Annotated in this window: 17 protein-coding genes and 1 pseudogene; 12 read left to right on the forward strand and 6 right to left on the reverse strand. The window is 58.1% G+C overall.

The window, feature by feature from the left end; genetic code table 11:
- The first annotated feature begins 6 nt into the window (after window positions 1-6).
- From KP699_RS08855 to KP699_RS08885, 7 genes are all read left to right on the forward strand, one after another.
- The gene (locus KP699_RS08855; RefSeq protein WP_215762340.1) at window positions 7-2,535 is read left to right on the forward strand and encodes a TonB-dependent receptor; all 2,529 of its coding nucleotides are present in this window, start codon (window positions 7-9) and stop codon (window positions 2,533-2,535) included.
- A 5-nt stretch (window positions 2,536-2,540) separates the two neighbouring features.
- Window positions 2,541-3,803 carry a phosphotransferase enzyme family protein gene (locus tag KP699_RS08860; protein ID WP_215762341.1) on the forward strand — a complete coding sequence of 421 codons (1,263 nt, stop codon included), beginning with the start codon at window positions 2,541-2,543 and terminating at the stop codon, window positions 3,801-3,803.
- Window positions 3,800-4,378, forward strand: coding sequence for a nicotinamide riboside transporter PnuC (gene pnuC / locus KP699_RS08865; RefSeq protein ID WP_215762342.1), 579 nt, complete (start codon window positions 3,800-3,802; stop codon window positions 4,376-4,378). Before KP699_RS08860 ends, pnuC begins: the two co-directional genes overlap by 4 nt.
- 310 nt (window positions 4,379-4,688) lie before the next feature.
- The gene (locus tag KP699_RS08870) at window positions 4,689-6,971 is read left to right on the forward strand and encodes a TonB-dependent siderophore receptor (protein WP_212355723.1); all 2,283 of its coding nucleotides are present in this window, start codon (window positions 4,689-4,691) and stop codon (window positions 6,969-6,971) included.
- Complete coding sequence (locus KP699_RS08875) at window positions 6,968-7,261, forward strand: hypothetical protein (RefSeq protein ID WP_215762343.1); 294 nt, start codon at window positions 6,968-6,970, stop codon at window positions 7,259-7,261. Before KP699_RS08870 ends, KP699_RS08875 begins: the two co-directional genes overlap by 4 nt.
- Entirely contained in the window at window positions 7,258-7,560 is a 303-nt protein-coding gene (locus KP699_RS08880) for a hypothetical protein (RefSeq protein ID WP_215762344.1), read from the forward strand. The genes KP699_RS08875 and KP699_RS08880 overlap by 4 nt, the downstream gene beginning before the upstream one ends.
- Window positions 7,557-9,203, forward strand: coding sequence for a PepSY domain-containing protein (locus tag KP699_RS08885; RefSeq protein WP_215762345.1), 1,647 nt, complete (start codon window positions 7,557-7,559; stop codon window positions 9,201-9,203). The genes KP699_RS08880 and KP699_RS08885 overlap by 4 nt, the downstream gene beginning before the upstream one ends.
- A 34-nt stretch (window positions 9,204-9,237) precedes the next feature.
- Here KP699_RS08885 and KP699_RS08890 read toward each other — a convergent pair whose 3' ends face one another.
- The 4 genes from KP699_RS08890 to hmpA all read right to left on the reverse strand — a co-directional run bounded on the left by KP699_RS08890 (window position 9,238) and on the right by hmpA (window position 12,847).
- On the reverse strand, window positions 9,238-9,897 hold the full coding sequence (locus KP699_RS08890) for a type II CAAX prenyl endopeptidase Rce1 family protein (RefSeq protein WP_215762346.1): 660 nt from the start codon (window positions 9,895-9,897) through the stop codon (window positions 9,238-9,240).
- A gap of 18 nt (window positions 9,898-9,915) precedes the next feature.
- Window positions 9,916-10,761, reverse strand: a complete 846-nt coding sequence (gene purU / locus KP699_RS08895; RefSeq protein ID WP_025827330.1) for a formyltetrahydrofolate deformylase — start codon at window positions 10,759-10,761, stop codon at window positions 9,916-9,918.
- Window positions 10,762-11,142: 381 nt separating this feature from the next.
- Window positions 11,143-11,544: a DUF488 domain-containing protein gene (locus KP699_RS08900; RefSeq protein WP_212376862.1), complete on the reverse strand. Its 402-nt coding sequence runs from the start codon at window positions 11,542-11,544 to the stop codon at window positions 11,143-11,145.
- A gap of 34 nt (window positions 11,545-11,578) precedes the next feature.
- Window positions 11,579-12,847, reverse strand: coding sequence for an NO-inducible flavohemoprotein (hmpA, locus tag KP699_RS08905; RefSeq protein WP_215762347.1), 1,269 nt, complete (start codon window positions 12,845-12,847; stop codon window positions 11,579-11,581).
- Between the two features lie 87 nt (window positions 12,848-12,934).
- On the opposite strand from hmpA, the gene KP699_RS08910 reads away from it, so the two are divergent.
- From KP699_RS08910 to KP699_RS08925, 4 genes are all read left to right on the forward strand, one after another.
- On the forward strand, window positions 12,935-13,468 hold the full coding sequence (locus tag KP699_RS08910) for an Rrf2 family transcriptional regulator (protein WP_215762348.1): 534 nt from the start codon (window positions 12,935-12,937) through the stop codon (window positions 13,466-13,468).
- A gap of 129 nt (window positions 13,469-13,597) precedes the next feature.
- A complete protein-coding gene (locus KP699_RS08915) occupies window positions 13,598-15,010 on the forward strand; it encodes an inorganic phosphate transporter (RefSeq protein ID WP_215762349.1) in 1,413 nt (470 codons plus the stop codon).
- Between the two features lie 694 nt (window positions 15,011-15,704).
- Window positions 15,705-17,096, forward strand: coding sequence for an NAD-dependent succinate-semialdehyde dehydrogenase (locus KP699_RS08920; protein ID WP_077931145.1), 1,392 nt, complete (start codon window positions 15,705-15,707; stop codon window positions 17,094-17,096).
- Window positions 17,097-17,274: 178 nt separating this feature from the next.
- A complete protein-coding gene (locus tag KP699_RS08925) occupies window positions 17,275-18,567 on the forward strand; it encodes an NAD(P)/FAD-dependent oxidoreductase (RefSeq protein ID WP_077931146.1) in 1,293 nt (430 codons plus the stop codon).
- Between the two features lie 35 nt (window positions 18,568-18,602).
- On the opposite strand, the gene KP699_RS08930 is transcribed toward KP699_RS08925, so the two are convergent.
- Complete coding sequence (locus tag KP699_RS08930; RefSeq protein ID WP_215762350.1) at window positions 18,603-20,930, reverse strand: TonB-dependent receptor; 2,328 nt, start codon at window positions 20,928-20,930, stop codon at window positions 18,603-18,605.
- A gap of 3 nt (window positions 20,931-20,933) precedes the next feature.
- Window positions 20,934-21,890, reverse strand: a complete 957-nt coding sequence (locus KP699_RS08935) for an MFS transporter (RefSeq protein WP_215762357.1) — start codon at window positions 21,888-21,890, stop codon at window positions 20,934-20,936.
- Window positions 21,891-21,925: 35 nt separating this feature from the next.
- Between KP699_RS08935 and KP699_RS08940 the strand changes: the two are divergent.
- Window positions 21,926-22,080, forward strand: a pseudogene (locus KP699_RS08940) (IS630 family transposase); the annotation flags it as partial.

Consider the following 22,080-nt stretch of genomic DNA (forward strand, 5'->3'; position numbering starts at 1 on the left):
ACCCTGATGCGGGTGTGCGCTCACGCACGGCAGATCTTGCTGGCCACTGTTGTTTTTTCGGGCGTGGTGCCCGTTGCCACCCGTGCACAGGCAGCAGGGGGGGAGACGCAGGCCCGCAGCCCGGTGGCGGAGCGTGATGTGCAGCAAAGCACTTCGGCTACGGCCTCCCGGCGTGCGCGGGTCGGGAAGCCCGGCCACGTAGCAGCCGGTCACGCAGCAAAAGGGTCGGGTGTGGCGCGCGTCGGAAGGGGTGTTCAGGCGCACCCGGCCGCATCCGGCCCGGTGCAGGCGCAGGGGGCGGAGCATGTGGACGTGCATGCGGACCCCGTGGCGCTGCATGCGGGCGGCGGGCTGCTGCGGCCGCAGGATGCGCCAAAGGCGATCAGTGTTGTGGGGGCGGATTTTATCGGGCGGCAGGCTCCGTCCGCCACGGCGTTTGATCTGGTGGCTCTGCTGCCGGGGGCCAATGTGGCCTCGTCCGACCCGCTGGGTTTTTCACCCCAGACCAATATTTCCGTGCGTGGCCTGAACGGGGACGCCATTGGCTATGTGCTGGAAGGCGCACCGCTGAACGATATTGCCTATTACACCGGCTATCCCAGCCAGTTTGCCGATAGTGAGAACTATGACAGCATTGCCCTTCAGCAAGGGGCTGCGGATCTGGACAGCCCGGTGCTGAACGCGGCAGGCGGGCTGATGAGCCTGCGCTTCCGCACCCCGGCGGAAAAGGCCGGGGGGCAGGTGGATATCTCCTATGGCTCCTATGACACCAACCGTGAATATATCCGGCTGGAGAGTGGCGAGATTGGCAAAACCGGCCTGCGCGGCTTTGTCTCTTACTCCCACGCGGCCAGTGATAACTGGCGCGGGCCGGGGCGGGATGTGCGCCAGCACGTGGACTTCAAGCTGCAAAAGGACTGGGGGCGGGGGAATACGGCCTCGTTCCTCGGCTCATGGAATCAGGCGATTGACAGTTATTACCCGCAGGTTTCCAAAGAAAGCTGGGCGCAGGACGGGATTCACGGCGCGAATAATCTGGCCCGGCGCTACGATATGACCAATGCGGCGGCGGGCACGGATTACTGGCGGTTGTATCGCCAGCCCGAGCGCACGCTCTATCTGGCCGCGCCGGTCAGCCTGCATCTGGCGCATGGCCTGACGCTAAAGGCCACGCCCTACGCGCAGGGCGCCTATGGCAACGCCCCCGGCGGCACGCAGATCCCGACCTCCGGCCTGTATAACGGCACCCAGCCTCTGGCGGATGCCCTGACGCTGCCCAGCACGCAGGATGGCTGGGCGACTGTCCGGGCGGATTACACCCAGCGCAGCTACCGTTCCGGCTTTACCGCCGCACTGGACTGGAAGCGCGGCGTGAATGATCTGGTGCTGGGCTACTGGTATGATTATTCCGACGATACTGAAAAGCAGCAGTTTACCGCTGTGTCCGATGGAGGATATGCCGCCAATATCTGGGGCAATGGCGGGGTGAGCGGCATTCATCTGTCCGACGGGTCTCTGCTGCTGGGCACCAATAACCACACCGTGACGCAAACCAATGCGCTGTTTCTGGGTGACCGGCTTTCCCTGCTGCATGACCGGCTTTTGCTGACGGCAGGCTTTAAGGAAGTAATGATGACGCGCACCGGCACCAACGCCATGCCGGGTGCGGCCTATCATGCCAACACCAACAGCGCGGTGCCGCTGCCGCGTCTGGCGGCGCGTTTCCAGATTACGCCGCATCATCAGGTATTTTTCAGTGCGACCACCAATTTCCGTACCCCTGCGGAAACAGCGTTGTATGATGTGTTTGACCCGACCTCCGGCCAGACGGAAAGTAAGGGCAGCACGCATGTCAAAAACGAATATTCCATCTCGGAAGAGTTGGGCTACCGCTACGCGGATGATCGGTTTGTAGGCAGCGTCACGCTGTTCAACTACAATTTTACAAACCGGCAGGTTGCAACGCTGATTTCAGAAAACGGTTCTTTTGTACAGTCCACCATGAACGCGGGCGGTCAGACCAGCCGGGGCGTGGATGTGGAGTTTGGCCTGCGCCCCTGGCATCACCTCAGCCCGTATGTCTCGGGCGAGTATCTGCACGCCACCATTGATAATGATATCGAAACGAACGGAGACCTGCTGCCCACACGCGGCAAAACCGCCGTGCGCAGCCCAACACTTCAGGCAGCGGCAGGCCTGACGTACGATGACGGGCACTTTTTTGGGATGGCGACCGTCAAATATACCGGCCACCAGTACGCGACGTTCATGAATGATGAGCGCATGTCCGACCATGTGACAGGCAATCTGGCCGTGGGCTACCGGCTGGCGGATGTGGCGATGCTGCACAAGCCGGAATTCCGCATGAATTTTATCAATATCAGTAACCAGCATTACCTGTCCGGCGTGGCGGACCCGACGCTGAATGCAAAGGACACGACGGGCCGTTACGGCACAACTCTTGCGGGCAGTGCGCCCGATTATTACGTGGGGGGCGGGTTCGCGGCCTTGTTTACCGCCTCTACAGGGTTCTGAGAGGCATGTCCGGTCTGCCGTCCCGCCTGCTGCGTGATCAGCCCTCCGGAGCCTCTTCGGCGCAGCCGCCTGCGGTGGTGTCTGGCGGGGCGGCTGACTCCGGCGCACCCGGCCAGTTTGGCGTGCATGGCGTGCAGGAAAAGCGGGACTGGCCGCCGCTGACGGAGGCGGAAGTGGCGTCCGTGCTGGCGCATTATCCGGCCCTGCCGCCGGTTGCCGCGATCCTCTGGCACAGTATGCGGCCCTTTTCCGCCGCCGGGATTGTGCAGATGCAGGGGGCACTTCCAAAAACCGTTGTGGTCAAACGCCATCATGCGCAGTTGCGCAGCGTGGCGGCGCTGGAGGCCGAGCACGCCTTTATGCGGCATCTTGGCGCGCGGGGGCTCCCGGTCAGCACAGTGTTGCGCACTGGCGGCGCTGGCAACGGCGCGTCTGCGCTGACGCAGGGCCAGTGGACGTATGAGGTCTTTCTGCCTGCGCGGGGCGAGGATCTGTATCGGGAGACCATGTCCTGGCAGCCCTATCAATCTTTGGACCATGCGCGGGTGGCCGGGGCGGAACTGGCTCGGTTGCATAAGGCGGCGGAGGGGTTTGAGGCTCCGGCGCGGGGAGAGGCCTGCCCGCTGGTCTCCAGTATGGTGGCGGTCGGGCAGGAGGATTTTTTGCCCGCATTGCGTGCATGGGGCGTGCGGCAGCCGGGGCTGGCGCAGCAACTGGCTGGCAGGGCGTGGGAGCAGGATGTGCAGGCGGCGCTGGGCCCGTTTCATGCCGTCCTGCGTCCGCTGCTCGGCGCGGTTAAACCCTGCTGGGGGCACGGTGACTGGCATGGTTCCAACCTGCTCTGGGCGCCGGGGCCTGCCGCCGGGATACGCAGCGTTCTGGATTTTGGCATGGCGGACCGCACCTGCGCGGTGTTTGACCTTGCCGTGGCGCTGGAGCGTAGCGGGGTGATGTGGCTGGATCTGTCTGGCCCGGATGTGGTGGTGTATCCGCAGATACAGGCGCTGCTGGAGGGTTACCAGAACGTGCGGCCCCTGAGTGCGGCGGAACGCGCCCTGCTGGTGGCGTTTCTGCCGCTGGTGCATGTGGAGTTTGCGCTCTCGGAAGTGGCGTATTTTGGCACGTTGCTGAAGGATGCGGCCTCGGCGGAGGTTGCCTATACGGAGTATCTGCTGGGCCATGCCCGCTGGTTTGCCGGGGATGAAGGCCGTGCCCTGCTGGACTGGCTGCCTGCGGCGCTGGCCCGTGGTGCGGCTGCAGCATCATGAGCCTGACAGAACTGTTTGCGGTGCTGTTCAGTGCCGCGGGGGTGTGGCTCACGGGGCGCAGAGCCATGCTGTGCTGGCCCGTCATGCTGGTGGCGTCCGTGCTGTATGGCGTGGTGTTCTGGCAGGCGCATCTCTATGCGGATACAGGGTTGCAGGGCGTGTTTGCAGCGCTTTCCCTCTATGGCTGGTGGGGCTGGCTGCGGGGCGTGCGGGATGAGGGCGCGGTGCAGATTGTCCAGCCTGCGCGCGCCACGGTGCTGCGTGGCGTGGCGCTGAGCCTTGCCGCCGGGCTGCTGATGGGGGCAGCCCTGTTCCGCTGGACGGATGACCCCAACCCCGTGCTAGATGCGCTGCTGAGTGTGTTCAGCGTGCTCGGGCAAATCTGGATGGCCCGCCGCTATCTGGCCTGTTGGGTGGTCTGGGTGGCGGTGGATATCGTCTACACGGCGCTATTTGTGGTGCGTCACCTGTATCTGACCGCAGGCCTCTATGCCGCTTTTGTCGTGCTGGCCGTTATGGGGTGGACCCAGTGGCGGGCTGCGGCACGCAAGACCGGGGCTAATCCTGCCGGTTAATCGGCTGTCACCTGCTGGGGGCGTCATACTGAAATCCTGAAACACGACGGACCCTGCATGTTCAGGGAGAGAAGGAACCACACCGCCTTCTACAAAATTCTGGAAGCCTCGTTCCTTGTGTGCTTCGCGGCGAGTGCCCTGATTCTGCTTCACGCGCGAGGGTGCTGGCAGGGTGGCGCAGGGAGTGTGTTGTAAGGAAGCCGCAGAAATCCGGCATTCCAAGATAAGTTGCCTCTCCTACTTGACAATAATTCTCATTATCACGTAAGCGCCGCGTATCGGTAACGTATGTGTGGGCAGCAAGGTAGCTATGAGAATTTCGCGCTCTGTGACGGGTGTGCTCCCGGCGGTTTTACTGGCCGGGGCCTCCATATCTTCAGGTGCCGCGGCGGAAACGCTGCCTGTGGCGGAACGTCAGTCTGATACGGATAACACCGACAGTAAGGAGAAAGGGCGCAAGGCCAGCGCCCGGCCGGAGGTGGTGGTTGTTACGGCAACCGGGCGCTCCAGTGCCTCGGCCTCCACCAAAACCCGCACGCCTATTATCGAATCCCCTCAGACAATTTCCATTGTCAGCCGGGAAGAAATCGAACTGCGCGCGTCGCCCACCATTGCGGATGCCCTGTCCTACACCGCCGGGGTGCAGGCCGAACCGTCCGGGATTGATAGCCGCGTGGATGAAGTGTCCGTCCGTGGGTTTGGCGCGGGTGGGTTTTCTTCCAACAATAACTTTGTGGATGGGTTGCGTCTGCCGTCTGGCGGGCAATGGACGCGTACCTCGTTTGACCCGTTTGCGCTGGAACAGATTGAAGTGCTCAAAGGCCCGTCTGGCGCGCTGTATGGCCAGACGGCGCCGGGCGGGGTGGTCAACCTTGTCACCAAACGTCCGACGGCCAAAAGTGAGGGCGAGTTCTTTGTGCAAGGCTCCGGTTTTACCAACCTGAATAACGGGCAGGGTCAGGCCTCGGGCGATGTGTCCGGCAAACTGAATAAGAGTGGCACGGTCATGGGCCGCGTGGTGGCGCTGGCGCGGTATGGCGGCACGCAGGTCAACAGCGTGAACACCGGGCGCTATTACATCTCCCCCAGCCTGACATGGCAGCCGACGGTCAATACAAAATGGACGTTGCTGGCCCAGTATCAGCGTGATCAGGGTGGTTCCACCTTCCAGTTCCTGCCCGCCACCGGCACGCTGTATCCGTCACATGGCCGGTACATCAAAAACGATGCGAATATCGGTGAACCAGACTGGGATACGTTTGACCGCAATCAGGCGCTGATCGGCTCTTTTTTAGAGCACAAGTTCAGCAAATATCTGACGGTGCGCAACAACACGCGCTACACCTATCTGGATACGCTCTACCGCGCCACCGTGCTGTCGGGCGATACGCTGAGCAAATGTGCCCCGACCATCAAAGGCTGCGTTGCGGGTGAGACCGTGAACCGCCGCGCCGTGGAAGGGCGCGGGCGCTCACAGGGGGTCGCGACCGATACGCAGATTGAAGGCCATGTGATGACAGGCCCGGTGCGGCATCTGCTCCTTGCCGGGACAGACTATTTTTATACCGACTGGAATCATGACCGCGATCTGGTCAGTTCCTCTCTGGTTCTGCCGATGCTGAATATTTTTGACCCGCAGTCCCGCGGGGCGGCGGGGTATAGCCGGGCGCTTTCTCCGCAGGTTTATACCTCCACGGAAAGCCGCCAGAATGGCATCTATTTTCAGGATCAGCTTAAATTTGACCGTCTGCGCGTCACCATTGGCGGGCGGCAGGACTGGGCGCGGGATGATACGCTGAATATCCTGACGAAAAAGCGGTATGTAACAAAATCCAACGCCTTCACATGGCGCGCGGGCGGTGTGTATCTGTTTGATAACGGGCTGGCCCCGTATTTCAGTTACGCGCAGTCCTTCCAGCCGCAGGTGTCTGACCCGTCCAGCGCGCGGGATGGACTGCCCTTCAAACCCACCAAGGGTGACCAGTATGAAGCCGGGCTGCGCTACCAGTACGGCAAAAGCATTTACATCACCTTTGGTGGCTACCAGATCACCCAGACCAACATGACCACGCCGGACCCGGAAGGCACCATGTGCGGCACCGCCACCTGCCTTGTGCAGACGGGCAAAGGCCGGGTGCGCGGGCTGGAGCTGGAAGGGCGCGCAAACCTTGTGTGGGATACATCGGTTATCTTCACCGGCACCCGCAGCGATGCTAAAATTACGCGCTCGAATTATGCTGCACAGGTGGGCAATTATCTGCCACAGGCCCCTAAATGGATGGCGTCCCTGTTTGTGGACAAGCGTTTCCGTTCCGGCTTTTTGAGCGGGGTAGGGGCTGGCGGCGGTGTGCGCTATACAGGCCATAGCTATGGCGATACCGCCAATACGCTTTCCATCCCCGGCTATACGGTGTTTGACATGTTCCTGCGGTATGATTTTGGGGAGGCACGGCCCCAGTGGAAAGGTCTGACTTTCTCCATTAATATGCGCAACATCGCCAATAAACGCTTTGTCGCGACCTGTACGGCGGTTTCAGCCTGCTATTACGGGCAGGGGCGGAGTGTGATCGGTCGTCTGGAATATCGCTGGTGACTTCGTCTCTTTTCAGCATCATTCTCTGTGTTCTGGCCGTTCTGTGCAGCATGGCGGCGGGGGTGAGTGTTTATCTCACGGCCGCGCGCCAGGTGCTGCTGCGTCAGGCTCTGCCTGCAAAAACCGGGCTGGGTCTGGCAGCGGTATTTGCCGTGGCGGCCCTGTGGCTGTTCTGCCAGAATGTTGCGGTGGTAACGGCGGTTTTCGCGCTGGTGGTGGTGCTGATGACTGTCTGGTCTCTCCTGCCGCTCTGTGTGGCGCTGGCGCGACGGGGGGCAGAGACATCATGAGCCGGGACGGAAAGACCTTCAGCACGGATCAGTGGGTTTCTAAAGTTCTGGCGGCGGTTCTGCTGGGCGTGGTTCTGGTGTGTGGCCTGATGGGCGTTGTTGGGGTGCTGAGCCATACCGACGGCAGCCCGCGTTCCGCCTCCGGCCAGTATCTGATGTGGATGGCGGCACTTGTGTGGAGCATATTGCTCAGCGTGTGTTTTCTCTTCCGCTCCGGGCGTCAGGCATGGGGTGTTCTGGCTGTGGCCAGTGCTGTGGTGTGGGGCCTGTTTTTTGTGTTGCGGAGTGTGCTGGCATGAAACTGCGTGCGGATTTTGTGCAGCTTTACCGCGATGTTCATAGCTGGGTCGGGATTATTGCCGGGCTTTTTCTGTTTGTGGCGTTTTATGCCGGGGCTATCACCATGTTTGAGGAACCGCTGCAAAGCTGGGCCTCAGCCCCAGTCGCCCTCCCGCCGCCTGTCAGCCTTGAGCGCACACCTGAGCTTTTGCAGAAAGCTCTGGCCGCTCATCCGGAAGCCCGGACGGATTACACCATTGCCGTGACACCGGAGGACGCACAGCGGGGCCGCCTGACGTGGGACGGCAGCGGCGGTCAGGTGCACCATGCGCCAACGCAGGTGATGGCGGCGGGGCTGGATGCAGAGGGCAACCTTGTTGTGGTGCCCAAAACGCCTTCTGACGCCGCACGGTTTGTGGATGTTCTGCACCAGCAGGTCGGGCTGCCTTTGCCGCATACACCCGCCATGATTCTGATGGGCATTGTGGCGCTGCTTTATGCCATTGCCCTTGTGTCCGGTGTAATCGCCTATCTGCCAGCTCTGGTCAAAACGCTGTTTGCGGTGCGTCTGGGCCAGAGTGTGCGCAAACGCTGGCTGGATTTGCATAATCTGCTGGGGCTGTTTTCTCTGCCGTTCCATCTGGTTATGGCAGTTTCCTCAGTGGTGTTTGCGTTCCATGGCCAGATTTTTGCCCTTGAACATCTGTTATTTTCCGCCCCGGTGGCAGGGCAGCATGGTGGCATGCAGGGCGGCAGGCATGGTGGTGGCCCAGGCCCCGCCGACCACGGTCATGGTCCCGGTGGCGGGCGGGACGCACAGAGTGCGGCCTCAGTGACCAGTGCCGCGGGCGCATCCGCGCCTGTGGTGCCGGGTCTGCCGCATGTTCTGCCGCCTGTTCTGGCACCAACGGACATTCTGGCTCTTGTGACACGGCAGGCGCCGGGGTTTGTACCGGAAGTGCTGAATTATATGCAGCTTGGGCATGGGAAGGATGTTGTCCGGGTGTTCGGGTATGATGCGCGGTACCCCACGCGCGGCCCGACGGGTGGCTTTATGGTGCTGAATTCCCGCACCGGGGCGGTGCAGTCCGGCGAGTATATGCCGGGGCATCAGCCTGCAAAATTTGCGATCCTGACAAGCTTTTTTGCCCTACATTTTGGCAGTTTTGGCGGTACACCCGTGCGCTGGAGCTATGTGGTGCTGGGGCTGGCCGGGGCGTTTCTGTTCTATACGGGCAACCAGTTGTGGATTGTCAGCCGCAGGCGGCGGGAGCGGCAGAGCGGTGTGGTGGTGGAAACACGCGGCACCAGACTGCTGGCTGCGTTAACAACAGGCTGCACCACAGGCTGCGTGGCCGGTATTTCCGCCGTGTTCTGCACGGTGCCGGTGCTCCCGTTTGGGGGTACTTATGGCGCGGTTTCCGCTGTGTATTACAGCGTGTTCTGCCTGTTTGTGGGGGCGGCTTTCTGCCTGCCGGGCCAGCGCGGTATTCGGATTCTGCTGGGGGCTGCGGGGGGTGTTACGGCCTGCGTGCCGCTCATGCTCTGCCTGCACGGCGCGCATTTGCTGCGCACGCCGGAGGGGATGGGTGTCGCGGGGATGGCCGCGCTGCTGAGCGCCTTCCTGTTTGCCGGTGCGGTAAAGCATACGCGGGAAATCTAGAAAAACCCTTCGGCAGACCGGAGGGTTACGCCCCCTACGTGCTGCCCAGAGCAACCATGAAAAGCACAACAGCGATGACACCGGTGTTATACAGCGCATGACAGGCGGCGGTCGTCCAGAAGGGGCTGCCGCGCCGGGATTTTGTGGTCAGGTAATAGCAGGCAAAAAAGCAGACGGAACCGCTTAGCCCCACATCCAGCGCCACTGGCCAGTTGCGCTGCGGGGCAACGCCGCTGCCGCTGGTATGGTGGTCCAGAGTGAAGAGCAGGGTCGTCGTTACAAACGATAGCCCCCACACCCAGAGTCGGTTTTTGAGAAAATGCTGGAAAATCCGGTGCGGCAGAAAAAAGAAAATAAAAGTTTCCATGACCGGGGCGAGCAGTAACGCCGAAAAAATAAAAAACGGCAGAGAGGAGGGGTTGGGTGTGTTATCGGTTGCCCCGAAGACGGACAAAATCATCAGCCCCAGCGGGCAGATAACTGCCTGCGCCAGCAGACAGCGCAGGCAGTAAAACCAGTTGATGGAAAAGCGGCTTCCTGCCCGCTCAGGGTTGCCAGTTTGCGCGGGCGTGTTCGTCGGTGCTGGTGCTGGTGCTGGTGCTGGTGCTGGTGCTGGTGCTGGTGCTGGTGCTGGTGCTGGTGCTGGTGCTGGTGTCGGCGTGGTGTCTCCTGTGGTCTGGTCCGGGGTGGTCATGCGGGTGGTCTTATTTGGTCAGGAGAAAATGATGGTCCGGTGGCCGTTGAGCATCACACGTTGCTCTACATGCAGTTTGACGGCGCGGGCCAGCACCTGAGATTCCACGGAGCGCCCCGCCGCAACATAATCCTCTGCCGAGAGGCTGTGGGTAACGCGGGCGGTTTCCTGCTCAATAATCGGGCCTTCATCCAGATCCGGGGTGACGTAATGAGCGGTGGCGCCAATCAGTTTAACGCCGCGGGCATAAGCCTGATGGTACGGCCGTGCGCCCTTAAAAGACGGCAGGAAGGAATGGTGAATGTTGATGATGCGGCCATTCATCTCGGTAGAAAACGCATCGGATAGCACCTGCATATAGCGGGCCAGCACAATCAGATCGGCGCTGGTTTCCGCCACAAGCGCGCGCAGGCGGTCTTCCTGCTCCGCCTTGTTCTCCCGGTTTACTGGCCAGTAATAATAAGGGATGCCTGCCTGTGCGGCGGTGGTGGCGCTATCCTGATGGTTCGAGACAATGGCCACAATTTCGGCCCGCAGCCAGTTGACGCGCACCTGATACAGCAGGTTAAGCAGTGCGTGGTCAAACCGGGACACCATGATGATCAGGCGCGGTAGCACGGCTGCATCATGCAGGCGCATGGTCATGCTGAAGCGGGCAGCGACCGGGGCCAGACAGGTCTGGATTTCCGCAAGGCCGCCGGGCGCGGGCGCGGTAAAGGCCAGCCGCATGAAGAGCTGCCGGGCTGCCTGATCACTAAACTGGTGGGTTTCCAGAATGTCCGCGCCTTTTTCCGCCAGAACGGTGGAGACAGCGGCCACAATGCCCGGCTGATCAGGGCAGGAAAACGTCAGAATAAAATGCATGGCGCGTCGGCGGTCCTTGTAGCGGCAGCGCCACCGGAGGATGGCAGCGCGCGGGAGGGCACGGAGTGTGCCAAGGCCCGCGCCATCCGGCAACCGGCACCGGACGCGCCGCGCCATGCAGGCGGTGTGCCGGTGGTGTGGATGACTCGCCTCTTTTCCGAATCGCGAGACCTGCGGGACACGGAAAAGAGTCAATCATAAAAATGTAAAAAAAGCTCTTAGGCGCAGAAAACTGCGCTTTACAGGGGGGTGTGGTCCGGAAACCCCCTACGGTTTATCCACAGAAGCCGGGGAAAGACTGTGGGAAAACTCTGTGGATAGTTTTGTGCAATGCTGACAGACAATGCATTCTTGTCACGTTTCCCGGTTTGTTCTGTTCCTTCAGGCGGAACGCTCCCGCAGGTAGGCGGCCAGCACCACGGCCTCGTTCTGCTCGGTGTTTCTGGCCCCGAACAGCAACGTCATCGGGCCTTTGCGGGCCAGGGTTTCAAGCTGTTCCACACAGGCGGGGTTGGCGTCCAGTTCGGCCCGGTAGCGCTGGCAGAAGCCCTCCCAGCGGGCCGGGTCATGGCCGAACCACTCGCGCAACGCGGTAGAGGGCGCAATATCTTTCAACCACAGGTCGAGTGCGGCGCGCTCCTTGCTCACCCCGCGCGGCCACAGGCGGTCCACCAGAACGCGGGTGCCATCTGTGGGGGAGGGGGCATCATACACCCGGCGGACCTGAATGCCCGCACCATGCCGGGCAGCGGAAGGGAGATGTGCGTCAGAATGAGCAGACATTCAGAATATCCTTTACGGTTCAGATCGTCCTGTTTCAGGCCGCGTGCAGAGCGTCTTCCAGTGTGGTGGCGGAGCCGAACACTTCATGCCGCAGCCGGTCCGCCGGAACACCAGCCGCGCTCAGGCCGCTGATCATGTCCTGCATAAAGCTTTCCGGCCCGCAGATGTAGTAAAGTGCATCCGCCGGGGTGTTGGCGCGCACCCATTCCGGCGTAATGCGGCCTGTGTGAGCGGTGGTGCCGGTGGCGCTGAGGGACGCGGCCTCTTCCGCGCTGCCGTGCGTGTAGAAAATGTCAGCACTGACCACGCCTCTGGCGGACAGATCCCGCACCAGCGGGCCGAATGCTTCCGTCTGCGGGTTATGCGTGCCGTGGATGTACTGCAGGGGCGCACCCATCCCTGCCGGGCAGCCGAGCGACGCGGCAGCCACGGCTGCGGCACGGGTTTCCAGCATGGCGATAAACGGTGTCAGTCCCACGCCAGCACTCAGCAGCACAACCGGAGCGGACGGGTGGCCGGGTTGCGGAGCAGGCAGCGTGAAGGAACCAGCCGGGGCTGACACCTGCAATTCCGTGCCAGCCTGTGCGCTGTCATGCAGCCAGCCGGATACCAGCCCGTTGTCCGCCTTCCGGACGCTGATGCGATAGCTCTGGCCGTTGGGGGCGGAGGAAATGCTGTAATTGCGCCGCTGGTTGCCGTGGCCCGGCACCGTGACGGAAAAGCTGAGATACTGGCCCGGCTTATGCGCCATGACTGGCTTGCCGTCCGTTGGCACCAGATCATAGGAGGTCACGCAGGCGCCTTCCTGTGTGCGGCTGCGGATGGTGAAGGACCGCCAGCCTTCCCAGCCACCGGGAGCATCCGCATGCGCTTTGTAAATCTGGCTTTCCCGGCTGATCAGCACATCCGCCAGAAAACCGTAGGCTTTGGCCCATGCGTCCATGATGTCCGGCGTGGCGGCATCTCCCAGCACATGCGCAATGGCACCCAGCAGGGCGCGGCCTACATAGGGATAGTGTTCCGGCAGGATGTTCAGCCCGACATGCTTTTCGGCAATGCGTTCCACCATGCCGCCCAGCGCGCCAAGATTATCAATATTGCGGGCATAGGCCAGCACGGCCAGCGCCAGCGCTGTGGGCTGGGTGCCGTTTTTCTGGTGAGCACTGTTGAACAGGGCGCTGATGGCGGGGTCTGCCAGCAGGCGTTTGTACATTTCCGTGGTGATGGCCAGACCGTGTGCTTCCAGAGCGGGAACGCAGGCGGTGACGATGGCGCGGGTTTTGTCGTCGAGCGGGGTGGCCATGAACGGCTCCTGTTTAATAAGATGTATATTTCATACACCTTATAGAGCGCTGGCAAAAAACCTGTCAACTGGGGTACAGATGGCGGAATGCGCCTGACCCTGTACACAGATTACGCCCTGAGAACGCTCCTCTACCTTGGAGGCCACGCGGGCCGCCGTGTGTCCATTCGGGAGGTGGCGCAGGCTTATGGCATTTCAGAAAATCATCTGGTGAAGGTGATCCACCATCTGGGCCGGGGCGGCTTTGTGGATACGCTGCGCGGGCGGCATGGTGGCCTGATGCTCTCCCGCCCGCCGGAGCAGATTAACCTTGGGGATGTGGTGCGCCATACGGAAGATGATATGGCGCTGGTGGGCTGTATGGTCCCGCCCGGCAGGGAAGGCAGCCGCGCGGGGGAGCGGTGTGTTCTGGTCCCTGCCTGCACCCTGCGCGGCGTGCTGGGGGAGGCGCTGGGTGCGTTTATGGCGGTGCTGGATGGCCAGACGCTGGCCGATCTGCTGCGGCCTTTTGAGATAAAAACAGTGCAGGCCATTACGCCGGAGGGCGAAAAAAGGGTGCCAGAGAGCGCATCGGAGAGCGCACCAGACAGCGCGCCAGACTCCGCAAAAAAGGCGGACTGAAGGCCGGGAACCCGCGCGATCTGTCTCATGAGGCGCAGCCGGGTCTTTTAAAATGGAATGAACGGATTAAAACCCGGAACGCCTCCCCGGATTTGCGGGCGGCGCAAAAGAAGGGTTGTCCGTTTTCTCATGCTGCATTTCACGCCAGATTCTCCTGCGTCCCTCATCGCTTTGCTGCTCTGTGGGCTGCTGGTCTGCGTGTTTGAGTTTGTGAACGGCTTTCATGATACCGCTAATGCCGTGGCGACGGTCATTTACACGCGCTCACTCCGCGCGGGCACAGCGGTTGTTCTGTCTGGCGCCATGAATTTTCTGGGTGTGCTGATGGGCGGGCTGAGCGTGGCCTATGCCATGGTGGAGCTTTTGCCGCCAGACGTGCTCTCCCCGCCGGACGGCACGCCTGCGGTGCCCATGCTGCTCTCCCTGTTTGGCACGGCACTGGTCTGGAATGTGCTGACATGGCGGGCGGGTATCCCCAATTCCAGCTCTCATTGCGTCATTGGTGCCATTGTGGGGGTGGCGATTGGGGATGCGCTGGTGCATGCGCGCAGCCTGCGTGACGGCGTGGACTGGCATCAGGTCACTAAAGTTCTGGAGGCGCTGGCTGTTTCCCCGCTGCTGGGGCTGGTCGGGGCGGCGCTGTTTTATCTGGCATTGCGCGCGGTGGTGAAAGATCCGGCTTTGTATCAGCCCCCCAAAGGGCATGAACCCCCGCGTGGCTGGGTGCGCTGGCTGCTGGTGGCAACATGCAGCGGCGTCAGTTTCTCCCACGGGAATAATGATGGGCAGAAGAGTATTGGCCTGATCATGCTGGCAGTCGTCGGGCTGATGCCTGCGCTGTATGCGTTAAATCCGCAGGAGGCGCACCGGCTGCCACTCTCTGTGTCGCAGGCAACGCAGATTGAAAATCTGCTGAACCAGTATGACCATAATGGCCTTCGCGCGGATGCTCTGGCAGCAGCGGCGCGCCTGAAAGCGGACAGTGAAGCGGCTCAGGTCAGGGAGAAAAAACCTGCCGAAGCAGGCGATGCCGCGACGCAGGGAGCGTTACGGTACCGCGTGACGCAGCGTGCGGATGTGTTTGAAGTTCTGGCCGGGCTGAATCAGGTTGAGCATGGGGCTACAGCTCCGCGGGCAGAGCGTGCGCAGGCAAAGGCTCTGCGCCAGACCATTCAGCCAGTAGTGGAGTTTGCGCCCTGGTGGGTGCGGTTACTGAGTGCTTTATGCCTCAGCCTTGGCACCATGATTGGCTACAAACGCATTGTCCGCACGCTGGGTGAAAAAATCGGCCGCACCCATTTAACGCCCGCGCAGGGGGCATCCGCAGAACTGGTTGGTGCAGGCCTGATTTTAACGGCTGGCTACACCGGCCTGCCCGTTAGCACCACGCATATCATTACCGCAGGCATTGCGGGCAGTATGATTGGCGCAGGCAGCGGTGTGCAGGGCGGCATGGTGGGGCGCATTGCGCTGGCATGGTTTGCCACCCTTCCTGTGACAATCCTGATGGCGGCCGGCCTGTTTTATCTGTTGAGTGCGTGATCTCACATAAGGTTTTCAGGAGGATGGCCTGTTCATTTACTAAGCTGAACAGCGTTCCGTGATTGACAGGCCTTTGTAGAAAAGCAGGCTACACATACCATGTGGTTCCGGTCTGGAATCCGGGATGGAAGACTGTATCCTCCGGCTCATGGTACGCTGTCCGCGCATAAGTGGCCAGCGCGTGCTGAGTGGGACCGATGCTGTAATCCCTGAAGGCGTTCCGTTGGAGAGAGCTTAGGGAGCGTTTGCCCGACATAAAGTCTTCACAGAACAAAATGCTGATTTTATTAAACTATATCTTGCTCTTTTGAAGATTTAGTTTTGCACGGATGGTGTTGAATGTCTGCGCATGGATGCAGGTCTAGGCTCCTGCGCCTCTGACCCTTAAGCATCTTCTATGACGAATCTGATAAGAGTTATTAATTTGAATAATCTATTTATGCGTTGACCCTAACTATATCCACACATATATAGTCGACTCCAGGCAGAACAGAGCGCTCTGCCGGAGGGAGGATGCTATTCTCTGACAGAGCAAGGATTTTTTGAAAATTTTCCCTTCTGCTAGAAGTTGATCGGTCTGTTTTTGTCGGTCAGAGGGGCACTGGTAAGGCAGGTGGTTCTGCTTTGTCAGACGTATGCCGCATGCGCGGTTGCGTGTCCTTTTGCCTGATTTTCCATTGTTTACGAGGTAAAAATGGCGTACGCGACAACAAACCCCTACACAGGGGAAGTTCTTGCCACTTTCCCTGAAGCCACAGATCAAGAGGTGCAGACAGCACTTTCCAACGCTTATTCAGCGTTTGAGACATGGCGTGATACCCCGTTTGCAGAACGTGCACGCATCATGACGGCCGCTGGCGCCATTCTGCGCCGTGATGTGGACAAGTATGCCGCACTCGGCACGCTTGAAATGGGTAAAACGTTTGAAGAATCAAAGAAAGAAGTTATTCTTTCTGCAGAAATTTTTGAATATTACGCGAAATATGCAGAAGAACTGCTGAAGCCGGAAAACCTGCCGGTTGCAGACCCTGCTGAAGGAAAAGCCGTTCTGGTGCATGAACCGCTGGGTATCGTGTTTGCCATTGAACCGTGGAATTTTCCTTTTTATCAGGTTGTGCGGATTATCGCGCCGCAGCTTTCAGCCGGCAACGCTGTTCTGCTGAAACATGCGTCCAATCTGCCGCAATGTGCCGCGGCCTGTGAAGAGCTGATGAAGGAAGCCGGACTGCCGGCCGGACTGTTCCGCAATCTTTATGCGGCGCGGTCTCATACCGCTCTGATCCTGAATGACCCGCGCGTGTGTGGTGTTGCGCTGACCGGTTCTGAAGGTGCTGGCACAATTATTGCTGGCGTTGCAGGTAAAGCTTTGAAAAAAGCAACCATGGAACTGGGTGGCGCAGACGCTTTTATTGTTCTGGACGACGCAGACGTAGAAAAGGCCGTCAAATGGGCCGTTATCGGGCGCCACTGGAACGCCGGGCAGGTTTGCGTCTCCGCTAAACGTCTGATTGTGGCTGATGCGGTTTATGATCGCTTCCTCGAGCTTTACAAAAAAGGCGTTGCCGAACTGAAAGCGGGTGACCCGATGGACCCGGCCACGACGCTGGCGCCTCTGTGTTCTCAGGGTGCGGTGGACGATCTGCATAATCAGGTCACGGCCGCCATCAATCATGGTGCCAAGGTTGAAGTCATTGGGCCGGAAGTTCCCGGTAAAGGCGCTTTCTTCCGCCCGCTGCTGATGACCAATCTGCACGGTGATAATGAAGCACGGCATTGGGAATTCTTTGGCCCTGTAACACAGCTTTACCGCGCCAAAGATGAAGATGATGCTATCCGTATTGCCAATGATTCACCTTACGGTCTTGGCGGTGCGGTCTTCACCAAAGACGAGGCGCGGGGTGCCCGTGTGGCGGCTAAGATCCGCACGGGGATGGTGTTCATCAACCATCCGCTGGTGCCTAAGGCTGATCTGCCATTTGGTGGGATTGCCCGGTCCGGCTATGGCCGTGAACTGATCGGTCTGGGGATCAAGGAGTTTGTGAACCATAAACTGATCAACACGGTTGATATCGACGCACCGTTCTGATCAGGACTGCCAGCAGGTGTCTTACCGGACGTCTGCTGGCATTTCTTTTCGTGCCCATAAAATCTAAATAAACATTGAAATACATGTTGTTTATAGAATTTTACAGAAATTCTCCTGTCGCAAATTCCTAAAAACCGATCTTCTCCGGCTTACTCCCTGAAAGAGGCTTGTGAAACTGATGGCATCCAAATCTGAAATTCTGATCGTCGGTGGTGGTGTGGCAGGACTGGCCCTTGCAACCCGTTTGGGAAAAACGATTGGAAGACAGGGAAAAGCCCGTATCACCCTGATTGACAAGAGCTTCTCCCATGTATGGAAACCCATGCTGCATTGCTTTGCCGCAGGGACTGTCCTGAATGAGAATGATCGGATCAGTTTTATCTCACAAGCCAGCAGCCATCATTTTGAATTCTGGCCCGGAGAAGTAATTTCGGTAGACCGCACCAAGCGGGAAGTGGTTTTAAGCTCCCTTCATGCTTCAGATGGAACAAAGGTGCTGGAGAGCCGGACCCTGAAATATGACGCCATTATTCTTGCTGTCGGAAGTTGCGCAAACGATTTTGGAACGCCTGGTGTGGCTGAACATTGCCTCTTTATTGATAATCTGATTGAGGCCAATTCTTTCAATGAAAAATTCAGGATGGAAATCCTGAAATCCTTTGCCAATAGCTCAAAGCTTGATATCGCGATTGTTGGCGGGGGCGCAACCGGAACGCAGCTTGCGGCGGAACTCCATAAATCGCTTGAGATTGTTGACCCGCTGAGTTTGCACGCATTCGGGAAAGCCCCGCCAAAACTGAGTGTCACACTGTTGCAGTCTGGCCCGCGTATTCTGCCCGCTTTCCCTGAATCTGTTTCCATTGCGGCCCAGAAAGAGCTTGAGCGTCTGGGTGTGACGGTCCGCACATCTTCCCGTGTTGCTGCCGCCGATGCAACGGGCTTTGTGTTAAAAGATGGCTCCCATATTACAGCCACCCTGCGCGTCTGGGCGGCAGGGGTTAAAGCGCCAGACGTGACAAAAGCCTATGGAGGGCTTTCTCTGAACCGTTCTGGCCAGATTATGGTGAAACCTAATCTGAGTTCTGTTGATGATGACAGAATTTTTGCAATGGGAGATTGTTGCTTTATTGAGGAGGAGCCGTTACCCGCAACGGCACAGGTGGCCCGCCAGCAGGCCCGCCATCTTTCACAGCATCTCCCCGCTTGGCTGGAACATGGGACTGAGATTCCCTCCTGTATTTTCCACAATAAAGGGGCAATTGTTGCTCTGGGGAATTATAATGGATGGGCCGCTCTGCCCGGTGGCACAGTACTGGGCGGCGGCATCATGCATGGGCTTTCAGCGCGCCTTGGGCATATTATGCTCTATAGAAAGCATCAGATTGAACTGTTTGGCTATTTCCGGGGGATGGCTTCTATCCTTGCAGACTGGATAGAAGCCATTATCAGACCTCCGGTTCGGCTGGACTGAAATCTATAGAGAAGGTCAGGTTTAGGGTTCAGCCACTAGAAGTTTGAACCCACCGTCATCATGATAGCGAGAGGCGTTCCCAGAAAATAAGTGGGTGAGCCTGCTTTGACACTTGTTCCCCCGATCCCTTTGCTAACCTGTGAGGAATAAGAGGGGCTGGCAATCCCGCTCAGATATTTTAGGTTTGTTATATTCATGAAGTTCAACCTGATATAAGGGCTTTTAAGGAAGTGAATATCATTCGCCTGATAGCCCATCCCTAAATCGACTGTTTTATAAGCGGGCATTCCCTGATCATTCATAAAGGTTGAATATTGGGCATCAACCCATTTGAATGTAATATCCGTGAAAAATCCCTTCCGTTTATATTGCAGCCCGATATTGGCCATGAATTTGGGGCTGGCCACCATGATTTTACCTTTGGTCGGCAGGAAATCGCCCGAGACGGGGAAGTTATTGTCCATTGTTGCGTGCAGATATTGGGCATTCGCGTAAGCTGAAAGACCATAATAAGAGTGTGATGCAATTTCCACCGTCGCGCCCTTAATGGTTTCTCCCCCGACGGAGATTGCGCCGGAGGTCAGGGCGCCGTTCAGATAGAGTGATGTGGAAACCTGATGATTTTTAAGGTTCATGTTAAACAGGGTCGCATCGAAATTGAAAATCCCGTGGTAACGGAAGCCCAGTTCTTCACTCACAGCATATTCCGGTTTGACACTTTTCTGGCCGGACTGAGAAATACCACCCGTCGCTACGTTATAGATATTCGGATAGGTGGTGATGGGCACGGCCGGGCGTGAGTTTGTGCTGGCGTTAAAATAAAGCTGCACAGTTTTGGATACGTTGAATGTCAGGCCAATTCTGGGCATGGGGCGGCTGTAGGAGCTTGAAAAATTGCCCTGTGGCCCCGGAAGCCTGTTGTTGCCTGATACGTTGTACATCATGTCTTTAAAGCCTAAGCTGATTAAAAATCTGTCGTGGAACAGACTTAAATCATCGCTGACGTAAAACTGGTTGATCAGGGTGGAGAGAGAATAATCGCCCCCGGCAATGGTTCTGCCGCTTGTATCTTTCAGAACCCGGCCGATTGTATCCCCGCTGCTATCCAGAGGAGAAAGACTGTTGAGCGTGCTGATAGTCCAGTGATCAAGCCAGTAGCCAACCGTTACCTTGTTGTTTTTTCCGGCTTGAAGAGTGGTATAAAGGTTGATCCCTTCTGAATGCATGGTCTGGTCTGTATTGGAGCGTGCGGGGATTTTCCCGTTAATAATATTCAGGTCGTCCGTATTGACGGCTATTTTTTCCGTGCCTGTATAGGTTGAACGGGGGTCAATATTTGTCTGTCCGGGGGCGTTGGTCTGTTCCCACCGGAAATAGGGGACAACTTTCAGATCAAGGCCGGAGAGTTTCACATCATTGTTCAGAGAAACAAGAACGTCCTTGCTGGTATAAATATAGGACTTCCAGTAGTTTGTCGTCTTGCCGTTGATATAATCGCTGGCAAACGTGCCTTCAGAGAAATTGTTATCAACCGTGTTGGCAGTCTCAAAATTTTTCAGCGTATAGAGGTTTGTGCGTGCGACATCGCGCAGGGAGCTTGACACAAACAGGCTGCTATTTGCGATCGGGCTCCAGTCTTTTGTCATTTTAAAATCAAAATGGTGCTTTCTGTTCCGTCCGCTGCCGGTGTAATTATTGGCGGCAGCGTAAGAATAGGATGTAAAAAACTTGATGCCGCTGTTGCCCAGATAGCCGCTATCGGCACGCATAAAGACCCGTTGCGCCGCAAAGGAGCCAGCGCTGTAGTCCAGATGCGCCTCGCGCTTTGCGGCGGGCGTTCTGATTGTTGCATAAACTTCGCCGCCAACACCGGTCACAAGAGGGTCCTGAAGGCGGGAGGAACCGGGAATGAGGGTGATGCTGGAAAAGTTCTCGTTGTCGGCCCAGTCTTCAACATATGGGTTGTAGTAAGCCAGATTCGTGCCGGGCATGCCCTCAACCGACCACCCCATTTCTGTATGGTCAAGGCCGCGCACGGTCGTTTTGTCACGGATGGTCAGACCGTACGCATCGCTGCTGCCAAAATTGACGCCGGGCAGGTTGGCAATCATTTGCAGGGGGCTTGCCGCGGCAGGCTTTCGGGCAATGACGTCCGCATCAATCCCGCTGGCGGAATAGGGCGTTGTGCGCACATGCATCAGGCCACCCCCGGAAGCTTTTCTTGTAAGAACAAGAACCTCTTCTTTTTTGGTCGGCTTTGTGCTTTTGGGTTTGTTTAATGTTTCGGCCAGCGTGCTTTCAGGCAGAATGACCAGAAAAAACCCGAGGAAAATGGATCTGTGATAAGACGGGGAGCGGTACATTGTTTACTGTCCTGATGCTGCGGGTGTGGGTGTTTTATGGCGTCCTATTTTTGTGCAAATGAAACATCCAATCAGGGAGATAAAAAATGGAATTAGCAAAGACAGATGCCAGTTATGGTTTTTTGAGAGCAGCCACGCGGTGGCAATGGGCGTCAGCGCTGCGCCAATATTGCCTAAAAATGTGGTAAAGCCTGCAACCATTCCTTTTCCGGTCTGCATGTAATCATGCACGAGGGACCAGATTGAAACCTGACTAACACCGATGAAAAAAATTGAGGCACAGAGAAGAAGAACACTGAGTGTCAGACTGCCCATATAAGACGAAATGAGCAGTGCAAACCCGGCAAGGGGTAGGGAACATGCAGGGATAAGCCGCATATGGTTGCCGGAAAGCAGCGTTTTTGCGTGTCTGTTAATCAGGAGTCCGGAAAGAAGCACGGAAGAATACAGTGTCAGACCCGTGGCGGCATAAAGCCAGCCCATCTGACTGTAACTGACATGCAGATACTCCATGAGATAATGCGGCATGGAGAGAGAAAAGAAGAACTGCACAGAGGTTGTGCAAAAATAGAGTGTTGCCAGCAGCCAAAGCGGTTTTGCTGAGAGAATATCCCGATAATTTGTCTCGTTCTGCTGCACGGGTGCACTCTGCTGGTCCTGTGTTGCACGCAGCCACAGAAAGCTTATGACGATCCCGATGAGGGAGAAGCTATAGAACGGTGACGCCCAGCCGAACTTTGTCGTCAGGGTTGTGACAATCGGGCCGGAAACGCTGGAGCCGAGATACATGATGGAGAGCAGAAACGAACTGGCAAGCGACCGCTGCGCAGGAGGGAACCAGTCATTCACCAGCACGATGCTGCTTGCCCAGTCGGGGGCCTGAAAGGTGCCGAGCAGGCATCTAATACTAATTTGTTGAGGCTGTGACTCATGGGGTACCCATTGGTTTAAAAATGTGATTCACAGGATGCCATTGTTGAAGGAAGGTATCTCTGATGAGCAAGGCAGTCGCACTCCGCGAGGATTATGACGCAGCGAGGGTGCGCAGTCAGGCCCGAGGAAGCAGACATGCCGCCCAGTCCCGGCGCCTTCTGGCGCTTGCCGCGATTTATGACGGGGCGACACGTGGTGAAGCGGCCCGTCTTGCGGG

Source organism: Acetobacter sp. P1H12_c, assembly GCF_018811975.1.
Classification (GTDB): domain Bacteria; phylum Pseudomonadota; class Alphaproteobacteria; order Acetobacterales; family Acetobacteraceae; genus Acetobacter; species Acetobacter persici.

Coding starts and splice junctions, on each gene's coding strand:
- KP699_RS08855 (WP_215762340.1), top strand. CDS start 7: ATGCGGGTGTGCGCTCACGCACGGCAGATCTTGCTGGCCACTGTTGTT.
- KP699_RS08860 (WP_215762341.1), top strand. CDS start 2,541: ATGTCCGGTCTGCCGTCCCGCCTGCTGCGTGATCAGCCCTCCGGAGCC.
- pnuC (WP_215762342.1), top strand. CDS start 3,800: ATGAGCCTGACAGAACTGTTTGCGGTGCTGTTCAGTGCCGCGGGGGTG.
- KP699_RS08870 (WP_212355723.1), top strand. CDS start 4,689: ATGAGAATTTCGCGCTCTGTGACGGGTGTGCTCCCGGCGGTTTTACTG.
- KP699_RS08880 (WP_215762344.1), top strand. CDS start 7,258: ATGAGCCGGGACGGAAAGACCTTCAGCACGGATCAGTGGGTTTCTAAA.
- KP699_RS08885 (WP_215762345.1), top strand. CDS start 7,557: ATGAAACTGCGTGCGGATTTTGTGCAGCTTTACCGCGATGTTCATAGC.
- KP699_RS08890 (WP_215762346.1), bottom strand. CDS start 9,897: ATGACCACCCCGGACCAGACCACAGGAGACACCACGCCGACACCAGCA.
- purU (WP_025827330.1), bottom strand. CDS start 10,761: ATGCATTTTATTCTGACGTTTTCCTGCCCTGATCAGCCGGGCATTGTG.
- KP699_RS08900 (WP_212376862.1), bottom strand. CDS start 11,544: ATGTCTGCTCATTCTGACGCACATCTCCCTTCCGCTGCCCGGCATGGT.
- hmpA (WP_215762347.1), bottom strand. CDS start 12,847: ATGGCCACCCCGCTCGACGACAAAACCCGCGCCATCGTCACCGCCTGC.
- KP699_RS08910 (WP_215762348.1), top strand. CDS start 12,935: ATGCGCCTGACCCTGTACACAGATTACGCCCTGAGAACGCTCCTCTAC.
- KP699_RS08915 (WP_215762349.1), top strand. CDS start 13,598: ATGCTGCATTTCACGCCAGATTCTCCTGCGTCCCTCATCGCTTTGCTG.
- KP699_RS08920 (WP_077931145.1), top strand. CDS start 15,705: ATGGCGTACGCGACAACAAACCCCTACACAGGGGAAGTTCTTGCCACT.
- KP699_RS08925 (WP_077931146.1), top strand. CDS start 17,275: ATGGCATCCAAATCTGAAATTCTGATCGTCGGTGGTGGTGTGGCAGGA.
- KP699_RS08930 (WP_215762350.1), bottom strand. CDS start 20,930: ATGTACCGCTCCCCGTCTTATCACAGATCCATTTTCCTCGGGTTTTTT.